The following is a 13965-nucleotide window of genomic DNA, read 5'->3' on the forward strand; positions in this document are numbered from 1 at the left end:
CGCACCCGCCACCGGGCACCCCGAGCCCGACCCCGCACCCGCCACCGGGCACCCCGAGCCCAAGCCCGACCCGCAGGCGCCCGCACCCGCCACCGGGCACCCCGAGCCCGACCCCGCACCCGCCACCGGGCACCCCGAGCCCAAGCCCGACCCGCAGGCGCCCGCACCCGCCACCGGGCACCCCGAGCCCAAGCCCGACCCCGCCTCCAAGCCCGAGCCCAAGCCCGGCTCCGAGCCCAAGTCCAAGCCCGAGCCGCGGGAAGGTGAGTCGTGACCTCCGCAGCAGCCACCGCGGCAACGGCGGCCGCGGCCGCCGAGAACCACGGTTTCCTCTCACCGACCGGCGTCGAGATCGCCTTCCTCCTCGTCGGCCTCGTCACCCTCGGCGCGGCGGTCATCACCGTCACGACCCGGCAGCTGGTCCACGCCGCCCTGTGGCTGGTCGTGGCGCTCGGCGGCCTCGCCGTCGAGTACCTCCTGCTGACCGCGGAGTTCATCGCCTGGGTGCAGGTCCTCATCTACGTCGGTTCCGTCGTGGTCCTCCTCCTCTTCGGCCTGATGCTCACCCGGGCGCCCATCGGCCGCTCCCCGGACGCCGATTCGGGCAACCGCCCGATCGCGCTCGCGGTGGCCCTCGCCGCTGCCGCCGCCCTGGTCTGGGTCGTCGTGGACGCGTTCCGCACCACGGTGATCGACCTGGACGGCGCCGCCCAGGGCTCCACCCGCGTGACCGGCTCGGTCCTCTTCCGGCACTGGGTGCTTCCCTTCGAAGCGCTCTCCGTCCTTCTCCTCGCCGCCCTCGTCGGCGCGATCGCCCTGTCCCGCAAGAACACCGCGGCGGATGCCCGGTCCACGGTTGCCCGATCCACGGTTGCCCGGTCCACGGATGCCTCGGCCACTGATGCCCCGGCCACGGACCGGGAGGGGAACCGCTGATGCACCTCCATCTCGCCTATCCCGCCGTCCTCGCCGTCCTCCTCTTCTGCGTCGGCCTCTACGGCGTCCTCGCCCGCCGCAACGCGATCCTGGTCCTGATGTCGGTCGAGCTGATGCTCAACGCCGTCAACCTCAACCTCGTCGCCTTCGACGTCTGGCTCCGCGACGCCCTCCACGCCGGCCAGGCCCTGACGCTCTTCACCATCGCCATCGCCGCCGCCGAGATCGGCATCGGCCTCGCGATCGTCCTGGCCGTCTACCGCAACCGCGGCACCTCCGCCGTCGACGACCTCCGTGATACCGCCGAGCCCACCGGGCCGGACGAGTCACAGGAGCCGCCGCAGTCACTGACGTCACCGCAGTCGCAGAAGACCGAGGCCACCGCGTGACCACGACCACCCTCGCCATCCTCGTCCCCCTCCTCCCGTTCCTGGGCGCGGCCGCCGGCCTGCTGCTCGGGCGCCGGAGCCCCGGACTCGTACGCCCCCTCGCGGTGCTGCCCACGCTGACGGCACTCGTACTGGCCGCCCTCGTCGCCGTCCGCCAAGGCGGCGACCGGGCCGTCGACGCCGCCACCGAGCTGACCCCGACCGGCTCGGTCCCCATCGAGCTCGCCCTGCACATCGACGGCTTCGCCGCCCTCGTCGCCGTCCTGGTCGGCGTTGTCGCCTCCTGCGTGCAGATCTACTCGACGGGCTACCTCCGCGAGGACCCGCGCTACCCCTCGTACGCCGCTCTCGTCTCCCTCTTCACCTCCGCGATGCTGCTCGTCGTCTACTCAGGCGACCTGATGGTGCTCCTGGTCGGCTGGGAGATCATGGGCATCTGCTCGTACTTCCTCGTCGGCCACTACTGGGAGACGCCCGAGGCGCGCGCCGCCTCCCTGAAGGCCTTCCTGGTCACCAAGCTCGGCGACGTCCCCTTCCTCATCGGCCTGTTCGCCCTCGCCGTCGACGCGGGCTCCTTCCGCATCACGACGATCCTCGCGGCGGTCGACGACGGCGGCCTCGACCACCCGACGCTGATCGCCCTGCTGCTCCTCGCGGGCGTGGCGGGCAAGTCCGCGCAGTTCCCACTGCACACCTGGCTGCCCGACGCGATGGCGGGCCCCACGCCCGTCTCCGCGCTGATCCACGCCGCGACGATGGTCGCCGCCGGCGTGTACTTCGTGGCGCGCCTCCTTCCCGTCTTCGCCGCCTCCGCGGCGGCCCTGGTCGTCCTCGCCGTCATGGCCGCCGTCACGATGGCCGGCTCGGCCCTCGCCGCGCTCGCCCAGGACGACATCAAGCGCGTCCTCGCGTACTCGACGATCGGCCAGCTCGGCTACATGACCGGCGCCCTCGCCGCCGGCGACCGCGGTGCCGCCGTCTTCCACCTCCTGTCCCACGGCGCCTTCAAGGCGCTGCTGTTCCTCGCCGCGGGCGTGATCATCCACGCCGCCGGCACCAACTCCCTGGCCGCCATGTCCCGCATGGGGGGCCTGCGCGACCGCATCCCGGACGCCTACTGGACGATGACCGTGGCGCTCCTCGCGCTCGCCGCGATCCCGCCGTTCAGCGGCTTCTTCTCCAAGGAGGCCGTGCTCGGCGCCGCCGAGCACACCGCCACGGGCCACGCCGCGTCCGCGCCCGCCTCGGCCGGCTGGATCGTCCTCGTCGCCGGACTGCTCACCGCCCTCCTCACCGCCGCCTACGCGACGCGTCTATGGCTGCTCGCCTTCCACGGAAAGGGCACCGAGGCCCCGGACCACGGGAAGCAGCCCGTGGCCATGACAGCCGTGCTCTGGGTGCTCGCGGTCCCTTCCCTCGTTTTCGGTCTCACGGTCGGTGTCCTGCCGGACTGGTTCGACGGCCACTCGCTCACCCCGACGCTGACGACCTCCGTGCTCGGCACGGGCCTCGCCCTCGTCGGCGGCGTCGTCACGTACGGCGCGTGGCGGCACACCACCGCGCTCGCCGCCCGCGTCCCGATGGGCGCGGTCGCGGTGAACCCGGAGGGCGACGGAGGACAGGTCGAGGCGGAGGCCATCGCCTCGCACGCCCCCGTCTACGGGGACATCGCCTCGGCCCACGACCCGGCCGACCCGGGCCGCCTGCTGCTGGGCCCGCTGCACCGCCACGCCGCCGGAGGCTTCCGCCTCGACGCCGTCTACACCGCCCTGTTCGTCCGCCCGGTCCAGGCCGCCGCGCGTCTCGTCCGCTTCCTCGACCGCGAGGTCGTCGAGACGTACGTGCGCGGCGCGGGCACCGCACCCCGCTGGCTCGGCGCGGCCGTCCGGCGCGCGCAGACCGGCAACGTACAGACCTATCTGAGCGCGCTGCTCGCAGGCACGGTCGTCCTGGCCGTCGCCGCCGTCCTCGTCGCCACCGCCGGAGCGTGAGCAGCCGTGATCGGTATCAGTGAGTCCGTGATGCAGTTTCTTCTGGCGTTGATCGTCGTCGGCCCGCTCATCGGCGCCGTGGCCGCCCTCCTGCCGGCCCCGCCCGGGCTGAAGGGAAAGTCGCCCGACCAGGCCGTGCTCAGGCACGGCGTGCTGGTGACCGGCGTCATCCTGCTCGCCGCGATCGTCCTCGCGCTCGGCTTCAACGATGACCAGCCGTCAAAGATGCAGGCCACGACCGACATCAGCTGGATCCCCGCACTAGACGTGCGCATCCACCTCGGCATCGACGGCATCTCTGTCCCCCTCCTGGTCCTGACCGCGCTGCTGACCTTCCTCTGCGCGCTCTACAGCTACTTCAAGATGCCGAAGGGCCCGTCCCCCAAGGCATTCGTCGCACTGATCCTCGTCCTCGAGTCCGGCACCCTCGCGACGTTCGCCGTCCTCGATCTGCTGCTGTTCTTCCTGGCGTTCGAGATGGTGCTCATCCCGATGTACTTCCTCATCGCCCGCTGGGGCGGCGAGCAACGAACCCAGGCCGCCTGGAAGTTCATCCTCTACACCCTGCTCGGGTCCGTCGTGATGCTGCTGGGCCTGCTCCTCATCGGGCTCAGGTCCGGCACATTCGACATGGTGGCACTCGCCACTGACAACGGCCGTGGCCTGAGTACATCCGTGCAGGTCATCGCCGTTCTGGCGATCGGCATCGGGCTCGCGGTCAAGACGCCGATGTGGCCGCTGCACAGCTGGCTGCCGGACGCCCACACCGCCGCGCCCACCGTCGGCTCGGTCCTGCTGGCCGGCGTGCTGCTGAAGATGGGTACGTACGGGTTCGTCCGGATCCTCCTGCCCATCGCCCCCGACGGCATGCGGGAGTTCGCGCCCTACCTCGCGGCCTTCGCGGTCGTCGGGATCATCTACGGCTCCCTCGCCTGCCTCGCCCTCGCCAAGCGGGGCGCGAAGGGCGATCTCAAGCGGCTCATCGCGTACTCGTCCGTCGGCCACATGGGCTTCGTACTGCTCGGCATCGCGACGATGAGCCCAACCGGCGTGAACGGCGCGCTGTTCGCCAACATCGCCCACGGCCTCATCACCGGCCTGCTCTTCTTCCTCGTCGGCGCGCTCAAGGACCGCACCGGCACCACCGACCTCGACTCGCTCGCACAGGAGTCCGGCGCCGCGCTCTACGGCAAGGCCCCCCGCCTCGGCGGCCTGCTCGCGTTCGGCGCGGTCGCCTCGCTCGGCCTGCCGGGTCTGGCCGGGTTCTGGGGCGAGATGCTCGCGCTGTTCGGCGCCTTCAAGCCCGCCGACGACCTGAGCCGCCCCGCCTTCCTCACCTTCATGGCGATCGCCGCCTTCGGCACGCTGCTCACCGCCGCGTACATGCTCATCGTCGTACGTCGTGTCTGCATGGGGCCGACGCCACAGAGCACCGACGAGCCCGCGCCCCAGGTCCTCGCCGACGTCCACGGCTACGAATTCGCCGCCTGGACCCCGCTCGTCGCCCTCACCGTCCTCGCCGGACTCTGGCCCGCGGCTCTCCTCGGCCTGACCGACCCGGCCGTGCAGAAGCTCCTCACTGGAGGCAAGTCGTGACCGTGGCCGCCGAAAGCGCCTCCAGCATGGTCCAGTCCGTCGACTGGCTCGCGATCGCGCCACCGACCATCGTCGCGGTGGTCGGCCTCGTCGTCCTTGTCGCCGACCTCTTCGTGGGTGACGGCAAGAAGGCCGTCCTCGGCTGGATCTCCGTGGCCGGCCTGGCGGCGGCCGGGCTCGCTCTGCTGCCCCTCCTGGACGACGACCGCTCGACCTTCTGCCTGACCGGCGGCGGCACGCACGCGTGCAGCTACACCGCCGACCGCTTCACCCTGGTCATCCAGCTCCTCGTCCTCGGCGGCGCCCTGCTGACGGCCCTGCTCTCCATGAGCACCCTCAAGGACTCCCGACGAGACCTCCCCGCGGGGGAGTACTGGTTCCTCCTGCTGTCCTCCGCGGCGGGCGCCGCCCTGCTGCCCGCCTCGCGCGACCTCGCGACGCTCATCGTCGCCCTGGAGGTCGCCTCCCTGCCCGCCTTCGCCCTCGTCGGCCTCCGGCACGGCGACAAGCGCTCCTCCGAAGCGGCCTTGAAGTTCTTCCTCTCCTCGGTCACCGCGACCGCCGTGAGCCTCATGGGCGTCAGCTTCGTGTACGCGGCCACCGGCACCCTGCACCTCACCGAGATCGCCACCAAGCTTCAAGGCCCCCAGATCGCCGACGGGCAGCTGCACACGCTCGCCCAGACCGGCGTCGCCCTCACCCTCGTCGGCTTCGCCTTCAAGGTGGCGGCCGTGCCCTTCCACTTCTGGGTACCGGACACCTACGTAGGCGCGCCGCTGCCCGTCGCCGCATACCTGTCGGTCGTCGGGAAGGCCGTCGGCTTCACCGGCCTCATCCTCGTCACGGTCGTCGCCTTCCCCTCGTACGCGGACGTCTGGGGCCCTGTGCTCGCCGTCCTCGCCGCGCTCACCATGACGGCGGGCAACGTCGCCGCCCTGCGGCAGCGGTCCACGCGGGCGTACAGCGCGGTCCGCCTCCTCGCCTGGTCCTCGGTCGGCCAGGCCGGCTACCTCCTGGTGCCGATCGCCGCCGCCGGATACGCCGACAACGAAGCCGCCGCGGAGAAGGCCGTCGGCTCCACCGTCGCGTACGCGCTGATGTACGCGGCCGTGAACCTCGGGGCCTTCGCCGTCGCCGCGCTCGTCGGGCGCGTCCAACGCCTGAACAGGGTCAACGACTACCGGGGTCTGTACGCGCGCAACCCCTTGGCCGCCCTCGTACTGGCCTTCTTCCTGCTCTGCCTCGCGGGCCTGCCCCCCGGCATCATCGGCCTCTTCGCCAAGGTCACCGTCTTCTCGGCGGCGGTCGACGCGGGCCTCGGCTGGCTCGCCGTGGTGATGGCCGTGAACGTCGTGATCGCGCTCTACTACTACCTCCAGTGGACCGCGCTCCTCTTCCGCGCCCCGGAGGGCGAGCCGGTCGCGCACCGTGCCCCGGCCCCCCTCACGGCGGCCATCGCGCTGACGGTGGCCCTCGGAATCGCCCTCTCCGGAGCGCCCCAGCTCGTCCTGAGGTTCTCCGACACCGGCCTCTTCTGACGCGGGCGGGCCCGTCACCCGCGCGGCCTACACCGCTCCTGAGCGCGCACAAGGGAACTAGTGCTCCCCGCCTGGCGTTGACCAGTACGGGAGGGTCCACTGAACAGTGGAAGCTCCAGTCAGCAGAGGGTTCCCCCACGCACCACCAGGAGGGCGTACCGTGCACCGCCGGCACAACGGGTTGAAGACCGCCGTACTCCTCGGGGGACTGTCCGCTCTCATCCTCGTCATCGGCAGTTTCTTCGGGCGCACGGGCCTGTTCGTCGCGCTCTTGGTGGCGCTCGGCACCAATGCGTACGCGTACTGGAACAGCGACAAGCTGGCCCTGCGCGCCATGCGTGCCCGCCCGGTGAGCGAATTCGAGGCCCCCACGCTGTACCGCATGGTCCGCGAGCTCTCTACCCAGGCCCGCCAGCCCATGCCCCGGCTGTACATCTCGCCCACGGAGGCCCCCAACGCCTTCGCGACCGGCCGCAACCCGCGCAACGCCGCGGTGTGCTGCACCGACGGCATCCTGCGCCTCCTCGACGAACGCGAACTGCGCGGCGTCATCGGCCACGAGCTGAGCCACGTCTACAACCGCGACATCCTGATCTCCTCGGTCGCGGGCGCCCTCGCCTCCGTGATCATGTTCCTGGTCAACTTCGCCTGGCTGATCCCCGTCGGCCGGTCGAACGACAATGAAGGCCCCGGCATCTTCGGGATGCTCCTGATCATGCTGCTCGGCCCCCTGGCGGCCTCGATCATCCAGCTGGCCATCAGCCGCTCCAGGGAGTACGAGGCCGACGCGTCCGGAGCGCAGCTCACCGGCGACCCACTCGCTCTCGCGAGCGCCCTGCGTAAACTCGAAGTCGGGACAAAGCAGTTGCCGCTGCCGCCCGAGCCCCGTCTTGAGACGGCCAGCCACATGATGATCGCGAACCCGTTCCGTCCGGGGCAGGGCATGTCCAAGATGTTCTCCACGCATCCGCCGATGGCGGAGCGCATCGCCCGACTCGAGCAGATGGCAGGTCGTCAGCAGTGAAGACAATCCTCAACGTCATATGGCTCGTCCTGTGCGGCTTCTGGATGTTCCTCGGTTACCTGGTGGCGGGCGTGCTGCTCTGCGTCACGGTCATCGGCATCCCGTTCGGCCTGGCCAGCTTCCGCATCGGCCGCTATGCCCTGTGGCCCTTCGGCTACACCACGGTCGAGCGCCGCGAAGCGGGCGCGCCCTCGTGCGTGGGCAACGTCCTGTGGCTGGTCCTCGCCGGCTGGTGGCTCGCGCTCGGCCACATCGTCACGGGCCTCCTCCTGTGCGTCACGATCATCGGTATCCCCCTCGGTGTCGCCAACTTCAAGTTGATCCCGGTCTCGCTGCTGCCGCTCGGACGCGAGATCGTCCGCACGGACCAGCCGTTCACCGCGCGCTACTAGAACCACCCGCACCCGCACCCGCACCCACACCCGTGCACGACGCGCGTGCTGCGGGTGTGCCTGGGCGTCACGCCGCGACGGCCTGATTGTCAGTGCCGTGGTCCACCATGAACTCATGACCGACACCGAGCAGTTGCTGGCCCGTGTCGCCGCAGAGGCGCGCGCCACCCGCCCCTGGGGCTGGGACGTCCTGCCCGCGCCCCTGGACGCGCGGACCCTGGCCCGCGCGGAGGCCGCCCTGGGCTTTCGCCTGCCGCCGCTGCTCGCCGCCCTCTACACCCGCGTAGGCGACGGCGGATTCGGCCCGGAGTACGGCCTGTTGCCCCTGCTCGAAGGCAAGTCCTCCGGAGGCGAGCCGACCGTCGTCGAGCACTACCTGGAGATGCGCGACTCCGACGACTGGGGCTGGCCCGAAGGCGTGCTGCCGATATCCCACTGGGGATGCGCGATGTACGCGTGCGTGAACTGCCGTACGGACACGGCCCAAGTCCTGCTCTTCGAGCCCAACGGCGGCGACCCGAAGCACGCCTGGTTCGTCGACTCCCCGAACCTCACGACCTGGCTCACCGCCTGGCTCGACGGCACGGGCTGGTACGAGGAGGACAACGACGACCTGGAACTGCCGGCATGGCGAGACGACCACACGCGCGTGACGCCCGCCTGAAGCCTGGCACCCGCCGGACGCAGAGCCCCTGAGCGCCCGACTCGCAGCCCGCCGGCCCGCCGCCCGCAGCCGTGTCACATGCCGCACCTCACGGATCACCGCAACCGCACCACATCGTAGAGGCGTCCTTCAGGACAACACCGCACAAAAAGCTCACCGCGCGAGAAGGGCCGGGTCACTGCATGGGCATCGTCAGCTGGATCATTCTGGGGCTGCTCGCGGGGGCCGTCGCCAAACTGCTGCTGCCCGGCCGCGACCCGGGCGGCTTCATCGGTACGACCGTCATCGGCATCGCGGGCGCCTTCATCGGCGGCTGGATATCCGCCCGCTACCTCGACCGCCCGATTGTCAATGACTTCTACGACGGTGCCACCTGGGCCGCGGCCATCGGCGGCTCGCTCGTCCTTCTCGTCGCCTACCGCATCCTCTTCGGTCACTCGCGCCGCTGAGACGCCGTTCCCAGGAACTGTCCGGGCGCCGTCACTTCAGAGGGGCGGGGCGGCCGGATTCGAACCGGCGTCCTCCTCCATGCTGTGTAGGCGCACTACCTCTGTGCTACGACCCCGCCTTGCCGTGATCATAGACCGGCGGCCCGTCCAGAGGGACGGGCCGCCGGGCATTGCGACTGCTCACCGGTGACGCACGCGCGTACCGGTCATCGCGTATGTGCTTACCGGTAGTTCACGAACTGCAGGGCGAAGTCGAAGTCCTGGCCCTTGAGCAGTGCCTGCACGGCCTGGAGGTCGTCCCGGCTCTTCGAGCTGACCCGCAGCTCGTCGCCCTGGACCTGCGCCTTGACGCCCTTCGGGCCCTCATCGCGGATGATCTTGGCGACCTTCTTCGCGTTCTCCTGGGAGATGCCCTCCTCGATCGAGGCGAAGATCTTGTACTCCTTGCCGGACAGCTGCGGCTCGCCCGCGTCCAGCGCCTTCAGCGAGATGCCGCGCTTGACCAGCTTGGACTGGAAGACATCGAGGATCGCCTTGACTCGCTCCTCGCCGCTCGCCTCCATCAGGATCTTCTCGCCGGACCACGAGATCGAGGCGTCCGTGCCCCGGAAGTCGTAGCGCTGCGAGATCTCCTTGGCCGTCTGGTTGAGGGCGTTGTCGACCTCTTGCCGCTCGACCTTCGAGACGATGTCGAAACTGGAGTCGGCCATGTCCTGTGGCTCCTTGTATCGGGGTGTGCGTACTCAGCGGATACACGGCCGCCTGACGCTGGCCGCATCCGCAAAGCCTAGCCACCGCCCCCGCGCGGGGTGCCGATCAATCGGGTGGCGAAGCACCCCTGTGCATCAGGTATCGTTTACGTCGTTGCCACGGAGCACCGCGAAAGCGGGGCGAGGCAGCAAACCAGGCGGTGTGCCCGAGCGGCCAAAGGGAGCAGACTGTAAATCTGCCGGCTCAGCCTTCCCAGGTTCGAATCCTGGCGCCGCCACACGAAGGAGACCCTCTCCGAATTGCGGAAACGCAACTCGGAGAGGGTCTTTTCGTGCGCCCGGAGAGCTCCAGAGAAGTCCAGAGAGTGGCTGGGGCGTCGGGCCCGCCGTCATGAGGAGCGCGGGGCCCAGAATGGGCCCATGTCGTCCCGCCGCAGAAACTGCCCGGAGTGCCGCCGAGAGATCGCTGTCGTCGGCGGACGGTTCGCCCGCCACGACCCGCCGGGCCCACGTGCCACCGGCGACCTGGTCTCCTGCCCAGGATCCCGCCGCCAGGCCCAGCTGGGGGCCGTACAGCCCGCTCTGGACGGCTACACGGTCCCGGACCTACCGGGCCAGCTCCCGCTGTTCTGAGCGGGAGGGAGACAGTTCCGCGAGGATGTCTGCGCGGGGGAACCGCTCGGCCCCTCAGGACGCCGACAGCGTCCGGAACTCAGTTCCCCGCAACGGACTTGACGGCCACCGAAACCGGCACCGAACCGCTGACCAACTCCAGCGTCAGCCCGGCCGTCGCGGACGTCTCCAAGAGCTCCGCGAGCACCGCGGCGACGTCGTCCCGCGGGATCGGCCCGCGCCCGGTCGACGCCTCCAGGCGTACGAGCCCGGTGCCCGCGTCGTCCGTCAGCATGCCGGGACGCAGGATCGTCCAGTCCAGGGCGGCACGCGCGCGTACGTCCGCGTCCGCCTCGCCCTTGGCCTTCAGGTAGGCGTCGAAGACCTCGTCGCCCTGGTGGGCCGGGTCAGCGCCCATCGACGACACGACGATGTACCGTCGCACCCCGGCCCGCTCCGCCGCGTCGGCGAAAAGCACGGCCGCGTCGCGGTCCACGGTGTTCTTGCGGTCGACGCCACTGCCGGGCCCCGCGCCCGCCGCGAAGACGGCCGCGTCGGCTCCGCGCAGCTTCTCGGCGACCTCGTCGACCGAGGCCGACTCCAGGTCGCACAGCACCGGTTCGGCACCGACCGCACGCAGGTCGGCCTCTTGGCCGGCGTTGCGGATCAGCCCTGCGACCTCGTCACCACGCGCGGCGAGCAGGCGCTCCAGCCGCAGCGCGATCTGACCATGACCTCCAGCGATGACAATGCGCATGCTGTCGACCGTACGGCAGCGCGGACGCGTTCGCCGCACGCGCAGCGAGCGGAACACCTGGATCACGCGTATGCGGGCACGTGAGCCCTTGCGGGCGGGTAACCGCGCGAGGGCTCCACGCCGGCACCGATTGACCGGCGAGCCGCTCACCAGCGCTCTCCAGGCGACCCGGTGCTTCTCGGCGTGGGCGCCCGTCCTTGCCTGCGGGGACGCGCCTCTCCGCAGGCAGAGGCGGGCGCCCATCAGCGTCTGCCCCCCGGTCCTCCAGCTTCCAACCCGTCGGCCCACAGATCCTTCGGCGCTCCGCCGCCCTTCAGGAGCCGCCTCCGGAGCCCCCGATCCCTCAGGAAGCCCCCTCCCCGCCCCTCGACCACCCAGGCTCATCCCCCTGCGCGCGGCCCTGACGCGGCAGGTCCAAGGCCACGGCCGCGGCCGAGTCGCAGTACTCGCGCACCGCGCTGGTCCGCGCCACCACGCGCCCCCGGTGCACCACGATGCGGCTGTACGCGAGCGACAGCGCCCCCGCGAGCCGGTCGCCGCGCACCGCGAGCAGCTCGGCGGGGAAGCCCGCCTCCACCCGCACCTCGGGCAGGCCCATGGCGTCCCGCGCCGCCCCGCTCACCGCCGCGTACGCGTCCTCGGGCCGCAGCCCGCACCGCGAGGCCAGCAGGTACGCGGCCTCCAGCGGATCCCCGCGCCCCACAGGGTTCGACACGTCCCGCATCGCCCCGCTGCCGGCGGCCACCCGGACCCCCGCCGCCCGCAGCAGCCGCACCGGCGCCACTCCGCGCCGCTCCGCGCTCCCGCACCCGCCCTGCGGCAGGCAGACCACGGTCACCCCGGCCGCCGCCAGTTGCTCGGCCGTGCGCGCGGCCACGTCCCTCGGCAGCAGGCCGAGCCCGCCGCACGGGCCGATGGTCACCCCCGCGCGCAGCCCCGCCGCCATCGCCGCGAGCCGCCCGAGGCGGGCCGGATCGTCACCGTCCGTGTGCAGGTCGACGGGGCAGCCATGCTCGGCGGCGAGTTCCAGGACCGCCTCCGCGTACCCCGTCGGATCGGGGTCGAGATCCGGACAACCGCCCACTACGGAGGCGCCCATTTTCACCGCGTCCCGCAGCATCACCAGGCCGTCGGCGCCCGCGACGCCGGTCAGGAGCCGCGGCACGGCGACCGTCGTCAGGTCGACCAGGCCCCGCAGTGAACGCCGCGCCTGAAGCACGGCCTCCATCGGGTCGAGCCCCTGGACATCGCCGATCCGCACATGTGACCGCAGGGCCGTCGCGCCGTGCCCGAGCTGGAGCAGGGCCGCCTCCGTGACTCTGCGTTGAACGTCGGGGATGTCGTACGACACAGGGCCCGCCGCATCCGCCGACAGGGCCGTGTCACCGTGCGCGTGCGGTTCGGCGGCCGCCGGCAACAGCAGGTAGCCCGCCAGGTCCACGCGCGCGGCGTGCGCCGGCAGGCTGCCCGTCGTGCCGACCGCCTCGATGCGCCCACCGCCGAGCCGGACGTCCACCGTCCTGCCGTCGGTGAGCCTGGCACCGCAGAGGAGCAGGGCGCCGGACTCGGCCGTGGGGTCGGGGCCGGAGGAGCCGGAGGAGTGGGGCGGCTGCGGCTGGCTGTCGGGCATCGCGCTCCTGGGGTTCGGGGGCGGCTGCTGTCGATTCGAGGCGTCAAGATCACGCAGCGTATGCCGAGCCTAGGACGGCGACAGGCCCGCTTCGAGGAGGAGCGAAATAGTCGTACCGGTGTGGTGCGACGGCCCTGACGAGGGGTGCGGATGAGGTGTTCGGAGACGCCTGAGGCGCTCATCCCGATGCCCCCGGACGGCCCTGGCGAAACGGATTTGGGCGATCGGCGACCAACCGTGTAATGTCTTCATCGCTCGCCCCAATAGCTCAGTCGGTAGAGCGTCTCCATGGTAAGGAGAAGGTCTGCGGTTCGATTCCGCATTGGGGCTCTGATGTCGAGTGATCCTCGCCTTCGGGTGGGGGGATCCGGCATCGCAGCGGTGTAGCTCAGTCGGTAGAGCAAGCGGCTCATAATCGCTGTGTCACCGGTTCAAGTCCGGTCACCGCTACTCCTGGTAGCCGATTGTGGGGTCGGTCCTTCGATCGGCTACTCTTTTATGCGTTCATCCGTCCATCCGTCCGTCCAAGGAGCACTCACGTGGCTGCCACCGACGTCCGCCCGAAGATCACGCTGGCCTGCGTGGAGTGCAAGGAGCGGAACTACATCACCAAGAAGAACCGGCGTAACGACCCGGACCGTCTTGAGATGAAGAAGCACTGTCCGCGCTGCAACGCGCACACTGCGCACCGCGAAACGCGCTGACACGCAGGCTCGTACCCGAGGCCGTCCCCTTTTGTGGGGGGCGGCCTCGCGTCGTTTGCACACAAATCTTTACGTAACCACCAACCACAGGAGGTACCGAGTCCATGGCGCTCGACCAGTCCTTCGTGGGGCGGTCCTATCCGCCCACCGATCCTTATGAGGTCGGCCGGGAGAAGATCCGCGAGTTCGCCGAGGCGGTAGGGGACGCCAATCCCGCGTACTCCGACGCGGAAGCCGCCAAGGCACTCGGTCACCCTGATGTGATCGCCCCGCCCACTTTTGTGTTTGCGATCACTTTCAAGGCCGCGGGACAGGTGATCCAGGACCCGCAGCTCGGGCTCGACTACAGCCGTGTGGTGCACGGCGACCAGAAGTTCGCCTACACCCGCCCGGTGCGCGCGGGCGACCGGCTCACGGTCACCTCGACCATCGAGGCCATCAAGTCGCTGGCCGGCAACGACATCATCGACATCCGCGGTGAGGTCCACGACGAGGCCGGGGAGCACGTCGTGACCGCCTGGACGAAGCTCGTCGCGCGTGCGGCGCAGCCCGCGGGAGAGGGAGTCTGAGGCG

Annotated in this window: 15 protein-coding genes and 4 tRNA genes; 15 read left to right on the forward strand and 4 right to left on the reverse strand. The window is 70.7% G+C overall.

All coding sequences use genetic code 11. The features are described 5' to 3' along the window. Positions 1–270 precede the first annotated feature (270 nt). The 9 genes from ACOBQB_RS31875 to ACOBQB_RS31915 all read left to right on the forward strand — a co-directional run bounded on the left by ACOBQB_RS31875 (position 271) and on the right by ACOBQB_RS31915 (position 8979). A complete protein-coding gene (locus ACOBQB_RS31875) occupies positions 271–936 on the forward strand; it encodes an NADH-quinone oxidoreductase subunit J (RefSeq protein ID WP_423596651.1) in 666 nt (221 codons plus the stop codon). After that, on the forward strand, positions 936–1325 hold the full coding sequence (nuoK, locus tag ACOBQB_RS31880) for an NADH-quinone oxidoreductase subunit NuoK (RefSeq protein ID WP_423596653.1): 390 nt from the start codon (positions 936–938) through the stop codon (positions 1323–1325). Before ACOBQB_RS31875 ends, nuoK begins: the two co-directional genes overlap by 1 nt. Beyond that, positions 1322–3316: an NADH-quinone oxidoreductase subunit L gene (locus tag ACOBQB_RS31885; protein WP_423596655.1), complete on the forward strand. Its 1995-nt coding sequence runs from the start codon at positions 1322–1324 to the stop codon at positions 3314–3316. The genes nuoK and ACOBQB_RS31885 overlap by 4 nt, the downstream gene beginning before the upstream one ends. 6 nt (positions 3317–3322) lie before the next feature. After that, positions 3323–4912 carry an NADH-quinone oxidoreductase subunit M gene (locus ACOBQB_RS31890; RefSeq protein ID WP_423596657.1) on the forward strand — a complete coding sequence of 530 codons (1590 nt, stop codon included), beginning with the start codon at positions 3323–3325 and terminating at the stop codon, positions 4910–4912. Between the two features lie 26 nt (positions 4913–4938). Beyond that, positions 4939–6450 carry an NADH-quinone oxidoreductase subunit N gene (locus tag ACOBQB_RS31895; protein WP_423598896.1) on the forward strand — a complete coding sequence of 504 codons (1512 nt, stop codon included), beginning with the start codon at positions 4939–4941 and terminating at the stop codon, positions 6448–6450. A gap of 160 nt (positions 6451–6610) precedes the next feature. Then, positions 6611–7474, forward strand: coding sequence for a zinc metalloprotease HtpX (gene htpX / locus ACOBQB_RS31900; RefSeq protein ID WP_423596659.1), 864 nt, complete (start codon positions 6611–6613; stop codon positions 7472–7474). After that, complete coding sequence (locus ACOBQB_RS31905) at positions 7471–7866, forward strand: YccF domain-containing protein (RefSeq protein ID WP_423596661.1); 396 nt, start codon at positions 7471–7473, stop codon at positions 7864–7866. The genes htpX and ACOBQB_RS31905 overlap by 4 nt, the downstream gene beginning before the upstream one ends. A gap of 115 nt (positions 7867–7981) precedes the next feature. Further along, positions 7982–8530, forward strand: a complete 549-nt coding sequence (locus tag ACOBQB_RS31910) for an SMI1/KNR4 family protein (RefSeq protein ID WP_423596663.1) — start codon at positions 7982–7984, stop codon at positions 8528–8530. A 182-nt stretch (positions 8531–8712) separates the two neighbouring features. Continuing rightward, a complete protein-coding gene (locus ACOBQB_RS31915) occupies positions 8713–8979 on the forward strand; it encodes a GlsB/YeaQ/YmgE family stress response membrane protein (protein WP_423596665.1) in 267 nt (88 codons plus the stop codon). 43 nt (positions 8980–9022) lie between these two features. Here the strand turns inward: ACOBQB_RS31915 and ACOBQB_RS31920 are convergent. After that, a tRNA-Ala gene (locus ACOBQB_RS31920) sits at positions 9023–9097 on the reverse strand. Positions 9098–9200: 103 nt separating this feature from the next. Beyond that, a complete protein-coding gene (locus ACOBQB_RS31925) occupies positions 9201–9689 on the reverse strand; it encodes a YajQ family cyclic di-GMP-binding protein (RefSeq protein WP_127910240.1) in 489 nt (162 codons plus the stop codon). A gap of 196 nt (positions 9690–9885) precedes the next feature. Between ACOBQB_RS31925 and ACOBQB_RS31930 the strand changes: the two genes are divergently transcribed. Next, positions 9886–9967: transfer RNA gene (locus ACOBQB_RS31930), tRNA-Tyr, on the forward strand. Between the two features lie 142 nt (positions 9968–10109). Then, positions 10110–10322 carry a hypothetical protein gene (locus tag ACOBQB_RS31935; protein WP_223776198.1) on the forward strand — a complete coding sequence of 71 codons (213 nt, stop codon included), beginning with the start codon at positions 10110–10112 and terminating at the stop codon, positions 10320–10322. A gap of 79 nt (positions 10323–10401) precedes the next feature. On the opposite strand, the gene ACOBQB_RS31940 is transcribed toward ACOBQB_RS31935, so the two are convergent. Both ACOBQB_RS31940 and ACOBQB_RS31945 read right to left on the reverse strand, forming a co-directional pair. Beyond that, positions 10402–11058, reverse strand: a complete 657-nt coding sequence (locus tag ACOBQB_RS31940; RefSeq protein WP_423596668.1) for an SDR family oxidoreductase — start codon at positions 11056–11058, stop codon at positions 10402–10404. Between the two features lie 343 nt (positions 11059–11401). Continuing rightward, a complete protein-coding gene (locus ACOBQB_RS31945) occupies positions 11402–12688 on the reverse strand; it encodes an amidohydrolase family protein (protein WP_423596670.1) in 1287 nt (428 codons plus the stop codon). A 257-nt stretch (positions 12689–12945) separates the two neighbouring features. On the opposite strand from ACOBQB_RS31945, the gene ACOBQB_RS31950 reads away from it, so the two are divergent. The 4 genes from ACOBQB_RS31950 to ACOBQB_RS31965 all read left to right on the forward strand — a co-directional run bounded on the left by ACOBQB_RS31950 (position 12946) and on the right by ACOBQB_RS31965 (position 13961). Then, positions 12946–13018, forward strand: a tRNA-Thr gene (locus ACOBQB_RS31950). Positions 13019–13065: 47 nt separating this feature from the next. Then, positions 13066–13138: transfer RNA gene (locus tag ACOBQB_RS31955), tRNA-Met, on the forward strand. Between the two features lie 89 nt (positions 13139–13227). After that, a complete protein-coding gene (gene rpmG, locus ACOBQB_RS31960; protein ID WP_004571794.1) occupies positions 13228–13392 on the forward strand; it encodes a 50S ribosomal protein L33 in 165 nt (54 codons plus the stop codon). 104 nt (positions 13393–13496) lie between these two features. Beyond that, complete coding sequence (locus tag ACOBQB_RS31965) at positions 13497–13961, forward strand: FAS1-like dehydratase domain-containing protein (RefSeq protein ID WP_423596672.1); 465 nt, start codon at positions 13497–13499, stop codon at positions 13959–13961. Positions 13962–13965 lie beyond the last annotated feature (4 nt).

This window comes from Streptomyces sp. G5(2025) (assembly GCF_049542075.1).
Taxonomy (GTDB): Bacteria; Actinomycetota; Actinomycetes; order Streptomycetales; family Streptomycetaceae; genus Streptomyces.

Excerpts from the sequence above, each read along its gene's own strand:
- nuoK (WP_423596653.1), top strand. The coding sequence starts at position 936 with ATGCACCTCCATCTCGCCTATCCCGCCGTCCTCGCCGTCCTCCTCTTC.
- ACOBQB_RS31945 (WP_423596670.1), bottom strand. The coding sequence starts at position 12,688 with ATGCCCGACAGCCAGCCGCAGCCGCCCCACTCCTCCGGCTCCTCCGGC.
- ACOBQB_RS31895 (WP_423598896.1), top strand. The coding sequence starts at position 4,939 with ATGGTCCAGTCCGTCGACTGGCTCGCGATCGCGCCACCGACCATCGTC.
- ACOBQB_RS31940 (WP_423596668.1), bottom strand. The coding sequence starts at position 11,058 with ATGCGCATTGTCATCGCTGGAGGTCATGGTCAGATCGCGCTGCGGCTG.
- ACOBQB_RS31925 (WP_127910240.1), bottom strand. The coding sequence starts at position 9,689 with ATGGCCGACTCCAGTTTCGACATCGTCTCGAAGGTCGAGCGGCAAGAG.
- ACOBQB_RS31915 (WP_423596665.1), top strand. The coding sequence starts at position 8,713 with ATGGGCATCGTCAGCTGGATCATTCTGGGGCTGCTCGCGGGGGCCGTC.
- ACOBQB_RS31965 (WP_423596672.1), top strand. The coding sequence starts at position 13,497 with ATGGCGCTCGACCAGTCCTTCGTGGGGCGGTCCTATCCGCCCACCGAT.
- ACOBQB_RS31935 (WP_223776198.1), top strand. The coding sequence starts at position 10,110 with ATGTCGTCCCGCCGCAGAAACTGCCCGGAGTGCCGCCGAGAGATCGCT.
- ACOBQB_RS31910 (WP_423596663.1), top strand. The coding sequence starts at position 7,982 with ATGACCGACACCGAGCAGTTGCTGGCCCGTGTCGCCGCAGAGGCGCGC.